The organism is Chitinivibrio alkaliphilus ACht1, from assembly GCF_000474745.1.
Taxonomy (GTDB): Bacteria; Fibrobacterota; Chitinivibrionia; order Chitinivibrionales; family Chitinivibrionaceae; genus Chitinivibrio; species Chitinivibrio alkaliphilus.
Genome location: NZ_ASJR01000022.1, coordinates 1 through 12750 on the forward strand (window position 1 = coordinate 1; position 12750 = coordinate 12750).

At 45.5% G+C, this 12750-nt stretch carries 9 protein-coding genes; all 9 read right to left on the reverse strand.

Annotation, left to right across the window (positions count from 1 at the left end; translation table 11 throughout):
- The coding region (locus CALK_RS09610; protein ID WP_034637755.1) for a hypothetical protein at window positions 1-1136 on the reverse strand (1136 nt) is incomplete at its 3' end.
- A 9-nt stretch (window positions 1137-1145) separates the two neighbouring features.
- On the reverse strand, window positions 1146-1838 hold the full coding sequence (locus tag CALK_RS09615; protein ID WP_155851848.1) for a DUF11 domain-containing protein: 693 nt from the start codon (window positions 1836-1838) through the stop codon (window positions 1146-1148).
- Window positions 1835-2377, reverse strand: a complete 543-nt coding sequence (locus CALK_RS09620; RefSeq protein WP_022637501.1) for a hypothetical protein — start codon at window positions 2375-2377, stop codon at window positions 1835-1837. Before CALK_RS09620 ends, CALK_RS09615 begins: the two co-directional genes overlap by 4 nt.
- A gap of 345 nt (window positions 2378-2722) precedes the next feature.
- Complete coding sequence (rpsG, locus tag CALK_RS09630; protein ID WP_022637503.1) at window positions 2723-3193, reverse strand: 30S ribosomal protein S7; 471 nt, start codon at window positions 3191-3193, stop codon at window positions 2723-2725.
- Between the two features lie 14 nt (window positions 3194-3207).
- On the reverse strand, window positions 3208-3579 hold the full coding sequence (gene rpsL / locus CALK_RS09635; RefSeq protein ID WP_034637757.1) for a 30S ribosomal protein S12: 372 nt from the start codon (window positions 3577-3579) through the stop codon (window positions 3208-3210).
- A 63-nt stretch (window positions 3580-3642) separates the two neighbouring features.
- Window positions 3643-7863, reverse strand: coding sequence for a DNA-directed RNA polymerase subunit beta' (gene rpoC / locus CALK_RS09640; protein ID WP_022637505.1), 4221 nt, complete (start codon window positions 7861-7863; stop codon window positions 3643-3645).
- A 37-nt stretch (window positions 7864-7900) separates the two neighbouring features.
- The gene (gene rpoB / locus CALK_RS09645) at window positions 7901-11668 is read right to left on the reverse strand and encodes a DNA-directed RNA polymerase subunit beta (RefSeq protein ID WP_022637506.1); all 3768 of its coding nucleotides are present in this window, start codon (window positions 11666-11668) and stop codon (window positions 7901-7903) included.
- Between the two features lie 130 nt (window positions 11669-11798).
- On the reverse strand, window positions 11799-12170 hold the full coding sequence (rplL, locus tag CALK_RS09650) for a 50S ribosomal protein L7/L12 (protein WP_081698129.1): 372 nt from the start codon (window positions 12168-12170) through the stop codon (window positions 11799-11801).
- Between the two features lie 41 nt (window positions 12171-12211).
- On the reverse strand, window positions 12212-12748 hold the full coding sequence (gene rplJ / locus CALK_RS09655) for a 50S ribosomal protein L10 (RefSeq protein ID WP_022637508.1): 537 nt from the start codon (window positions 12746-12748) through the stop codon (window positions 12212-12214).
- Window positions 12749-12750: the final 2 nt, after the last annotated feature.

Below are 12750 nucleotides of genomic sequence, written 5' to 3' on the forward strand. Positions count from 1 at the left end.
TTCACCCGTGCAAGAGCACGGATTGTATCACCGGAAGTAATTATAAAGGGTTCATCATATGGATTTTCACCAATCACGGGTTCAGTATTGCCACGGGCGTAATAAATCGCATCGTCATCCCCAAGGGGAATGATCTCTCCATCTTCATCACGAAGGTCAAGGGTGACTTCATGCTGTGAGGAGGCAAATATCTGTCTGTTCTCATAGGCATCAACAATATTTACATCCTGAAGCTGTTCATTGCTGTACAGATACGCCTCAGGGAGCTCCTGTCGATAATACCAAACCCCTTCGGCATCACGAAAGCCCGGTACCCGTGCCACTGCCCGGAGAGTATCCGTGTCATCTATTTGAATACCCACAGCGGAATCATAGAGCTGATCCTCATCACCGGGAGTAACCTCACTGTTTCCAAGGGTATAAAAAATCTCCGCTCCGTGAGCATCTTCAGTAAAGAGTTCTATGTCAAGGGTCGTCGTATGAAATGTATACTCAGAACCCTTGCCTCCACGCCCCGGCGGATCTGCCCATAAGTCAGCCTGCGGAAGACCTTCGGAGATAATAAACCGTGCTGTGTCGGATTTGGTATTTGAATAGGCCGTATTTATGATGCCCGCCTTATTCACAGCAACCTCAAAAAGAGCGTTTCCGGAAATATGATCTCCATCACTGAGAATATCTGCAACAGTATTTATTGGTGGATGCCACCCCTCCATGACGGCGATAAAAATAATGTACCAATCTTCACCGTGCACCATATCCTCAGGTACCCTGGTGGTAAAGGTATAATTACCCCATCCATCAAAGATTTCATCATTTCCCACTTCAAAGGTTGGACGGGATCCATCATAGGCAATGGCCTCCTCCCCTTCACTGCCGCCATAGGCAATCAATCGATCATCTCCATCACCAAAGGTTTCATTCCTTGAAAACACACCCCCGATATGGAGAGATGCCTGCGGGTTATTCGAATCCACCTCTGTATTAATAGATACGGTCACTTCAAGCTCTTCACCGGGGTGAATAAACATAGGATCAATATGGATATCACCGATATCAACCACATCAGCCCACACCACAGATGCGCCTGCAAGAATAAGCGCAACTCCGTATATCCACTGTTGTATCAATTTCATATCCACTCCTTACTCTCTGCGCGGTAAATGGTCAACGGTAAAATCAACGCGAATCTCCTCAGTTTCTCCTGCGGGGATTGGAGGAAGCTCCCACACAAAGACATTTTCTTCTCGAGAAGTCCACTTCGGCTGGGCGCCAGTAACAACCAAGGCTTCAGGCACCGTATCCGTTACAACACGATCGGTAATCTCATGGGTACTATTGTTCTGTATTCTGATGTAGAAGGTTCCCGCATCACCCACGTCACCATGGTCGGGAATAAACTCCTTTTCAATATCGTAATCCAGCACCCCCGCAAGGAGGGCATAAATATTCTGGGCAGAGGCGTAGGCTCCCTGTTTCACATGGCCACCATGTAGATGATCAAGATCTGCCCAGGCATTTAAATTAAAGCTAACAATAAGACGACCATTTTGGCGTGGCTCAATATAGGGCGAATCCCAAAAAAGCATATGGGTGAGATCGCCAGAGTATAGCAAGGGCACGCCATACTCAATATATGACATCGGATAGGGCCCGGCACTCACCACGCGAAGTTCTTCTTCCTCGGGAATTGCATCTAAATCATTAAAATTGGTATTAAAATCTTCATGATCGCTAAAGGATATGGTGTAACTCCCCTGTCCAAGAATACGATCATAGAAAAAACGCTCACGGGTCAGCATATTAATTGCCGAGGCAACACCACGATTTCTATTCAAAAAAATGAATATTCAGCCTGAAGGAAAAGTCCGCCGCCATTGGAAAGAAACGAGCGAAAAAGGGACAGATCACTCGTGGGTTCAGTACCCGTGGTAATAGTTTCGGGAGCTTCCGGGCGATTATTTGAAAAGCGAAGGTCGTACACCTGCGTCCAGTGAGAAAGTTCATCTCCCCCATGAAGGTCCTCGGATATTTGGTCTCCAAATACCTCCATGAGCGGTCCGTAAATGCCCTGATTATTTGTGATATTGAGAATATCCACGTTGGCTGCGGGATGTATCTCCGGAATATTATAATTTAAATTATGCCCTGCCCCCACATGCTCAGGAATGGCATAATCAGGATTTCCCGTAAGGGCAGCACGGAAGGTTTCCATTATGGGCTGGGAAAACTCATTCCCATCAGAGTGATACCCCAATTCATTATAAATAAGCAGGACATGCCCAGGGTGGTCGGGAGCATCCGATGCATACACGCCCTGTGGAGCCCCAAAAATCAAGAATGCAGCAATGGCGGTTCCAAGGATGGACAGATTCATGAATCACCTCACAGATACTTGTTGTTTCTCCTACAATAGCTCAATATCAAAAAATTTACTGTTTTAAATGAAATATAGGAATTTTTATTGTCTTTTTCATACTTTTTTGTCAAATTTTCTTCACTGAGACAACAGGCAGGCCTACTAAAATGCAAAGAAGCGACGTGCGTGATACGACGAAAGAAACCGAAAAATGAGAAGAGATATGGAGAGCCAAAAAAAGCGGCGAAAGAGATTATTATCACATGGAGGGGGCTACAGGTGTCTTTGGGTGTGGAGTATAAAAAAAGCCCCGCTCTTGAGAGAGCAGGGCTCATATAACGATCCCGTGTCTACGGGAGTATCTTACCAACGGAAGTGAGCAAAGGCCTTGTTTGCTTCAGCCATTTTATGCACTTCAACTTTCTTACGAACCGCAGCACCTTCTTTATTAAAGGCTTGCCAAATTTCGTTTGAAAGGCGCTCAACCATGGACTTTTCATTCCGTCCACGGGCAGCATCAATAAGCCATCGCATGGCAAGGGCATTACCACGAACAGGACTTACTTCAAGGGGAACTTGGTAGTTTGCACCACCAACACGACGGGTTTTAACCTCAAGGGCGGGTTTGATATTATCAATAGCCTTTTTAAATACGGTTACACCATCTTTCCCATACTCACCTTTAATACGATCCATGGCTTTATAGAAAATAGTACGTGCAACGTTAAACTTACCATCAAGCATCATGCACTTCATAAACTTTGTAACCAAAGTACTTCCATATCTGGAATCGGGAACAACGGGTCGTTTAACTGCTCTGTTACGTCTTGACATTACAACTCCTTACCTTACTTCGGTTTTCTTGTTCCGTACTTCGAACGGGACTGTTTTCTATCTTCAACACCCTGTGTATCAAGGGAACCACGAACAATGTGATACCGTACACCGGGAACATCCTTCACCCGACCACCACGAACAAGAACAATGGAGTGTTCCTGGAGATTATGCCCTTCACCGGGAATATACGCATTGATCTCCATCTTGTTTGAGAGCCGCACACGAGCTACTTTTCTCAAAGCAGAGTTAGGTTTTTTCGGTGTTGTCGTAAAAACACGGGTACATACACCGCGTTTTTGGGGACAACTGTCAAGAGCAACAGACATGCTCTTTGACGTTACTTGCTTTCTACCTTTTCGTACCAACTGGTTTATCGTAGGCAAATTACATCCTCCTGATTTTTTTTGTCGCGATAATATACATCACGTATCGCGACAAATACAAAACTAAATTATTTCACCGCCAAAATCATCATCACCGAAATCTTCCACCGCCGTATCGCCATCTTCGGCCATCACGTCGATATCCTGAATTTCGATATCACGATACATTTTAGCACCACTTCCGGCTGGTATGAGATTACCCATAATGATATTTTCCTTCAATCCGCGAAGAGGATCTATCTTATGGTTCACTGCCGCCGCCGCAAGCACCTTCGTTGTTTCCTGGAATGATGCCGCTGAAAGAAAAGACTCCGTACCGAGGGACGCCTTGGTAATCCCTTGCAGAAGAGGACGTGAGACTGCTGGCTGCAGCTCATCTTCTACCAAGAGTTCATTTTCCTTACGGAGGGATTTCTTATCAACCTTATCACCCCGGATATAATCTGAGTCTCCAGCGTCTTCAATAACAACCTTTCGCAACATCTGTGCAACGACAACTTCGATGTGCTTATCATCAATTTTTACACCCTGCAAGCGGTAAACAGACTGTACTTCATCAATGAGAAAGCGTTGTACTTCGTATTCGCCAAGAACTCGCAATATTTCGTGGGGATCCAAAGATCCTTCACAGAGACGATCACCGACACGAACTCGGTCTCCGTCCTGCACACGCATGTGTTTCCGTACGGGAATGGAATACTCTTTTGACACTTCACCATCGTGAGAGTGAATAAGAATTTTACGTTTCCCGCGATCAATTTTGGGTTCTGTTAGTTCTGTTCCGTTGTTGTCAAGCATCACTTTCCCGTTGGAATCTTTCACCGGGCGGGTTTGGAACTCAACAATACCGTCAATCTCAGCCATAATAGTAGGGTCACCGGGAACACGCGCCTCAAAAAGCTCCGCAACTCGGGGAAGACCACCAGTAATATCCCGGCTTTTTCCCGCATCACGAGGAATCTTATAGAGAACATCACCTGCGGCTACTTGCTGGCCCGCTTCTGCCTGAAGAAGGGCACCCGCCGGAAGGGCGATATTCAGAGGTGTGGTTCCATCTGACGCAACAATACGGAAGTGAGGATGGTGTTTCCGTGTTTTGTCTTCAATAATAATTCGTTCGGTACTCTCCGTAAGATCATCCACGGTTTCTCGCAGGGTCACTTCGGGAACAATGTCCATCCCTTCAATTTCCCCTTCCTTAGAAGAGAGAATGACGATATTATAGGGATCCCATCCAAAGAGTTTATCCCCTGCTTTCACTTTCTGACCATCACTAACATAGCAGACAGAACCGTGAGCCACGGGATAGCGATTTATCTCAACACCATCATTGTTAAGAATACCAATCTCACCAAGACGGGAAAGAACTTTCTTTCCATCTCCATGGTCTACCACAACCATATCATAAAATGTAACAGTACCATCATAGTTTGCAGTTTCATGGTCTTTGGCAAGCATACGCGAAGCAGTACCACCAATGTGGAATGTCCGCAAGGTAAGCTGTGTACCTGGCTCACCGATACTTTGTGCTGCCATGGTACCCACAGCTTCACCAACGCTCACCACACGGCCATTGGCAAGGTTTCGTCCATAGCACTTTGCACAGATACCGAAATCTGCTTCACAGGTAAGTACCGAGCGAATCTCCACGCCTTCAATACCAGACTCTTCAATGGCTTCAGCCTGTTCATCCGTAATGAGAGTGTTACGCTCTACCAGAAGATTGCCTTCAAAATCTTTCACATCTTCCAAGGCAGTTCGACCAACCACACGTTCAGAAAGTGGTTCAACAACCTCATCACCCTCTTCAAGAGCGGTCATATAGATGCCGCGGAAGGTACCACAATCATCCTCAGAGACAACCATATCCTGAACAACATCCACAAGGCGTCGAGTCAAATACCCCGCATCGGCAGTTTTCAGGGCCGTATCAGCAAGCCCCTTTCGCGCACCGTGCGTTGAAATAAAGTATTCCAAACCGGTCAAGCCACCAAGAAAGTGAGAAAGAATGGGGTTTTCAATAATAGAACCAACCCCGCCGGTTAATTTTTTCTTCGGTTTCTGCATAAGTCCACGCATACCGGCAAGCTGTTTAATCTGGTCCTTACTTCCCCGTGCCTTTGCATCAATCATCATATGCACGGAGTTAAACCCTTTTTCATCTTTAATAAGAGCTTCCATAAGGGCATCTGCGACCTGGTTTGTGGTATGCGTCCAGATATCAATAATTTTATTGTATCGCTCACCTTCGGTGATAATACCGCGTTTATACTGTTTCCGAATTTTATCCGTTTGCTTCTTTGAAGCAGCAATAAGCTCTTCCCGCTCCTTGGGCACCACAAGATCACCGGCACAAAAGCTGGCACCGGCACGGGTCGCATAGGAGAAACCCATATCTTTAATCTGGTCAAGAACCGTAACCGCCTCTTCTGTACCGGACTTATTAACGATGTATGTCACAAGATTCTCAATATCACTTTTGCGCATCATCTTATTAAAGAAAGGGATATGCTTCGGCATGACCGCATTAAAGAAGACCCGTCCAACAGTGGTGGTAATTTTTCGAGACCCTTCAGTGGTACCGTCGGTGGTACTCATCTCTTTATCTGTTCCTACCACATATTGAATCTGGGTATGCACATCAACCTGTTTGTTGAAGAAGGCATACTCAAGCTCTTCCAAGGTATCAAACGTACGCAGTACCTCTTTACCATCAGCAGTAGTGGTCAAGGCCTTTTTATCAGGATGAACCTTAGTCAGATAGTAAATTCCCAAAACCATATCCTGAGACGGACCAACAACGGGTTCACCGCTGGAGGGGCGCAGAAGGTTATTGGCAGAAAGCATTAAGAGGCGAGCCTCAATTATTGCTTCCGGTGATAAGGGAACGTGCACAGCCATTTGGTCACCATCAAAGTCGGCATTAAAGGGAGAACACACAAGGGGGTGAAGGCGAATTGCCTTACCTTCCACAAGGACAGGAAAGAACGCCTGAATCCCCAAACGGTGTAGGGTGGGTGCCCGGTTAAGAAGTACAGGGTGATCCTTAATTACTTCTTCAAGGACATCCCAAACCTCTTTACTCTCTTTTTCAACAAACTTTTTCGCACTTTTCACCGTTTGTGCAAACTCGCGATCTTCAAGTTTATTAATCACGAAGGGCTTAAATAGCTCCAAGGCCATGGACTTTGGAAGACCACATTGGTAGAGTTTCAACTCAGGACCAATGACAATCACGGAACGACCGGAATAGTCAACCCGTTTTCCAAGAAGGTTTTGACGGAACCGACCCCGTTTACCCTTCAGAAGGTCTGAAAGTGATTTCATGGGCTTATTATTTGAACCGGTGGCTGTCCCACGACGCCCATTGCTGATGAGGGTATCCACCGACTCTTGAAGCATGCGCTTCTCGTTACGCAGAATAACTTCGGGAGCTTTAATCTCAATAAGTTTTTTCAATCGATTATTTCGGTTGATCACCCGTCGGTAAAGATCATTCAGATCCGACGTGGCAAAACGCCCGCCATCAAGTGGCACAAGGGGGCGCAGATCGGGTGGAAGCACCGGGAGTACTTTCAAGACCATATTTTCCGGTCTGTTTCCTGATCGCACAAAGGAGTTTACCACACGAAGTCTTTTTCTATGATCTTTCATGCGCTGTTTTGATGTCTCATGCTTCAGCTGCAAGCTGAGATTTGCCTGTAGCTCTTCTAAATCAGCAGAAGAGAGAAGATCAAACACGGCTTCACCACCCATTTTGGCAACAAAGTTTTTCCCCGCATCTTCTAACTCATCAAACTCATCATCTCCGATTAAGTCACCCACTTCATAGCCCGTATCGCCCGGATCTATAACTACGTAATTTTCGTAGTAGATAATCTTGTCAAGCTCTTTATTCGTAAAGCCTAAGAGAGGGGCGATATATGATGGAGTACTTTTTAAATACCACACATGTACCACGGGTACAGCCAGTTCAATATGGCCCATGCGCTCACGGCGAACGCGGGAGTGAGTAACCTCTACCCCGCACCGATCACACACAACCCCACGATACCGTACTCGCTTATATTTTCCACAATTACATTCCCAATTGCGTACGGGGCCAAAAATGCGTTCGCAAAACAGCCCTCCTTTTTCCGGTTTATAGGAACGGTAATTGATGGTTTCCGGTCGTTCTACTTCCCCGAAAGACCAATCCCGGATATTATCTGGCGATGCCAGACTAACACTCAGGGAGTCTACTCGCTCTATTTTCGATCCGTAATTATCAAATAAACCTGTCACTGAATCACCTCATTCGTAATAGTTAGACCTGTTGTACTTACTCTTCTTCATTCAATTCCACGTTAATCGCCAGGGCCTTCATCTCACGAAGAAGAACCTTAAACGACTCTGGCACTCCCGGCTCGGGAGGATTATCGCCATTTACAATGGATTCGTAGAGTTTCGAACGTCCGATTATGTCATCACTTTTCACCGTGAGAACCTGCTGAAGCGTGTAGGCAGCACCATACGCTTCAAGGGCCCATACTTCCATTTCACCAAACCGTTGTCCCCCAAACTGAGACTTACCGCCCAAGGGCTGTTGTGTCACCAAGGAGTAAGGACCAATTGAACGGGCATGAGCCTTATCTTCAATGAGATGACACAGCTTCAGCATGTACACCGGTCCAACCGTAACAGGACTGTCAAAGGGCTCACCGGTCCGTCCATCACGGAGATACACACGGCCATCTCGTTCAATATGAGGATTTTTCTCAGAGAGTTCTTCCAAGGAATTTAAGACATACTCCGAACTTGCACCATTAAATACCGGTGTTGCAATACGCTCTTTATTCTGATCTGCAACCAAAGCAGCATGCACCTCAAGAATCTGTCCCACGTTCATACGAGAAGGTACACCAAGGGGGTTGAGAATAAGCTGAATCGGAGTCCCGTCAGGCATGTACGGCATATCTTCACGGGGAACGACGTTGGAGATAACCCCCTTATTTCCGTGACGACCAGCCATTTTATCACCCACGGAGAGTTTCCTTTTCTTGGCAACATATACTTTTACGAGTTTAAGAACACCGGGCTTAAGTTCATCACCGCGGCGAATCTTATCAATTTCTTTATCAATTCGGTCATCATACTCATGGATAGTCCGCTGTACTTTAAAATGCACCGTGGCGGCTTTTTCCGAAGCTTCTTCATCAACACAAAAGCCGTTTGTGGGATGAATATCGCTCAAGCTCATATCCTTTAACATCTTTCGTGTCCACTTTTCTCCTGCGGGAACAACCACGTTATCAGTGATACGCTCACGAATTTCTACGGTTGTCTTACCTTTGAGAAGCGAATACAATGCGTCTTCACGCTTTTCTTCCAAATCAGAAATCTTTTCATCATATTCACGCTGCAGATCACGGATGCGTTTTTTATCACGCTCCTTAGAAACCTTATCACGCTCTTTTCGTGAATAGAGGTCCGTGTTTATCACAATTCCTTTTAAGCCGGGGGAAACTCTGAGAGACGTATCGCGTACATCACCTGCTTTTTCACCAAAGATGGCTCGCAAAAGACGCTCTTCAGGAGAAAGTTCCTTTTCGCCCTTGGGAGTAATTTTTCCTACAAGGATATCACCAGGTTCAACTTCCGTTCCCTCTGCAACAATACCCATCTCATCAAGATTTCGAATCGCCTCATCGCTCACATTGGGTATTTCCGTGGTAAACTCTTCGGGGCCACGTTTCGTATCACGCGCCTCAGCTTCTTCTACAACAATGTGAATTGAGGTATATACGTCGTGAGAAACCAGATCTTCCGATACAATAATCGCATCCTCATAGTTGTAGCCGTTCCACGGCATATATGCCGTAAGCACATTTTTACCGAGGGCAAGTTCACCATCTGCTGTTGCGTGACCATCAGCAAGAACGTCACCGGCCTGTACATGCTCACCTTCGCTCACACAGACGTGCTGATTAATACAGGTATCCTGATTTGACCGTTCAAACTTAGTTAAATCGTACACATCCTTTTCATAGATTCCAAGGAGAGCATCCTCATCGGCCTGACTGTCTTTTTTCACAATCACACGGTCTGCCTCAACCTTTTCTATTACACCATCATGCTTCGCGACAATAACACAACCAGAATCTTTGGCCGCCTTTGATTCCATACCGGTACCTACAATAGGCGCTTCTGTTGTAAGAAGAGGAACCGCTTGGCGCTGCATGTTTGACCCCATGAGGGCACGGTTCGCATCATCGTGCTCAAGGAAGGGAATCAAACTCGCTGAAACCGAGACCATCTGCATGGGAGAAACATCAACAAACCCCACTTCCGTCCGGTCAACAAACATGAAGTCACCGCGATTTCGCACATACACACTGGCATCTGAAAGCGTACCGTCGTCATCAATGGAAACATCGGCAGGAGCGATGGTGTATCTATCTTCATCGTTCGCATCGACATAGACAACCTTACCTGTCAGCTTTCCGTCCTTAACTTCCTGATAGGGAGTTTCGATGAACCCATATTTATTAATACGGGCATAACAGGAAAGAGAGGCGATAAGACCAATATTTGGCCCTTCTGGTGTCTCAATAGGACAGAGTCTGCCGTAGTGAGTATGGTGAACATCACGCACCTCAAAGCCTGCACGTTCACGGGTAAGCCCGCCGGGGCCCAGGGCGGATACACGCCGCTTATGGGTAAGTTCCGACACAGGGTTTGTCTGATCAAGAAACTGAGAAAGCTGGGATGATCCAAAAAAGGATTGAATAACCGTGGCAACGGCACGGGCATTTATTAAATCTGCGGGAACAAGATCTTCCTTCTTTTTTACCCCAAGTTGCTCCTTAGCTGAACGCGCCATACGAGTAACACCAACGGCAAACTGTGTCTCCATTAGTTCACCCACACTCCGTACACGTCGATTACCAAGGTGATCAATATCATCAAGGTATCCGTCACCCGTTGCTATATCAATAAGGTACTTCATTGTTTGAATAAAGTCTTCAACCTGCAGGGTTACACACCCCTCTTCAGACTGAACATTAATCCGATGGTCAATTCGATACCGTCCGACCTCACCTAAATCATAGCGCTCATCATCAAAAAAGAGACGAGTGATAAAATTACGCGCTGTTTCGTCATTGGGAGGAGGTCCGGGACGAACGGACTGATATACTATTGACAAGGCTTCTGATTCAGTCTTAGACTTATCTTTTTTAATGGTATTTACTAATATTGTTGTCGCCATGGAATTTTCATCGCGCACAACCTCTACTTCTTCTGAATCAAATTCACAAAGAAGGTCATAGATATCATTGTCAATTTTCTCACCGGCTTCAGCCAAAATCTCACCGTCTTCTTCTGAGACGATTGGGTTGGCGAGTACCTGTCCAAGAATAGACTCATCGAGGGGAAGCATTTTTGTTTCATTAAAAAGAGAAAGAATATCTCCATTTGATTCATATCCCAGGGCACGCAAAAATGACGTGGCAGGAATTTTTTTACGACGATCAATGTTCACCCACATGAGATTGTCAGAATCTAAAAGAACCTCAACCCAGGAACCTCGTTTAGGAATTATCCGAGCTCGTGTTTCAACTTTACCTGTGGGCTGAGTCATCTCGTTAAACACAATACCGGGGGCACGGTGCAACTGACTTACAATAACACGCTCTGCACCATTTATAACGAAGGTACCCCGATCAGTCATGAGTGGTATTTCGCCAATATACACGTCATTTGAAATTTTTTCAACAAGGGTGCGCTTCTTTTGTCCTTCACGCTCAAACACTGAAAGAGACATGTCAACTTTCAATGGTGCCGCATAGGATGCACCCCGCGCTTTACACTCACGTATGGAATATTTGGGAACCCCCAATGAGTACCCTTCGTACTCCAAGAGATAGTACCCCTTATTATCTTCAATGGGAAACAATGCTTCAAAAACGCCATGGAGACCATACTCTTTACGCTGATGATGCGGTAGATCATCCTGCAGAAATCGTCTATATGAAACCAGTTGAGCTTCAAGAAGTTGTGGAATATCCATAACCTCTTTAACTTTTGAGAAGATTTTACGGTCTGACATCCGGTGAACCTCTTTATATTAAACATCAGAGATAGGAAATTAGTATACGAAAAAAAACACAACAAGCACGGAGTGAATAATCACCCCGTGCTTTTAGAAACAGTTATTGACTATTTCATCCAATAATCAACTACTTTACTTCAACTTCTGCACCAGCTTCTTCCAGCTGCTTTTTGATATCCTCAGCTTCATCTTTGGATACCCCTTCTTTTACCGTAGCTGGAGCGCCATCAACCATAGCCTTAGCATCTTTTAGACCGGCACCGGTGAGAGAACGCACAACCTTAATAACCTGAATCTTCTTGCCACCAGCAGCCTTTAGAACAACTTCAAACTCAGTTTGTTCTTCAGCAGCAGGCGCATCACCACCAGCAGCAGGACCGGCAACAGCAACAGGAGCTGCAGCAGTAACACCAAATTCTTCTTCAATGGCTTTCACAAGCTCAGAAAGCTCAAGCACAGACATTTCTTTAATTTGTTCAATCATCTCTTTAGTAGCCACAGTTGACCCCCAAAATATATTATTCGTTATAGTTTCTTAATTTAGTTTTCAGTCTCTTTTTTCTCACGAACAGCATCAACCGCACGTACAAACTGCGAAAGAATACCGTTCAGAGAACAGGCAAGTCCACGTACAGGCCCCTGCATTGCAGAAAGCAACATGGAATAGAGCTCATCCCGTGAAGGCATATCAGCAAGCTTCGCTGCTGCATTACCCTCAAACACTTCACCTTCGTAATAGGCTGCAATAAAAGACATTTTATCGTCATTGTCAGAATTATACTTTTTAATCACCTTTGCCGGAGCTGATGCATCATCACTTGTTGCAAAAACAACCCCAACTGGACCTTTAAAAAAGTCATCCATTCCTTCAACGCCGTTCTCTGCCAATGCTTTTCTGGCAAGAGTATTCTTTACTACAACATATCTTCCATCAACATCCCGCAACTTACCGCGAACTTCATTAATCTCTTCAACTGTAACACCTTCGAAACGAGTCATGTAGAAGGCACTACAGCTTTTAAATTCCTCTGTAAGCTTTTGGATCTGTTCAGTTCTCATTGACTTAGTTGTTGCCATGG

Coding starts and splice junctions, on each gene's coding strand:
- rplJ (WP_022637508.1), bottom strand. CDS start 12,748: ATGGCAACAACTAAGTCAATGAGAACTGAACAGATCCAAAAGCTTACA.
- CALK_RS09620 (WP_022637501.1), bottom strand. CDS start 2,377: ATGAATCTGTCCATCCTTGGAACCGCCATTGCTGCATTCTTGATTTTT.
- rpoB (WP_022637506.1), bottom strand. CDS start 11,668: ATGTCAGACCGTAAAATCTTCTCAAAAGTTAAAGAGGTTATGGATATT.
- rpsG (WP_022637503.1), bottom strand. CDS start 3,193: ATGTCAAGACGTAACAGAGCAGTTAAACGACCCGTTGTTCCCGATTCC.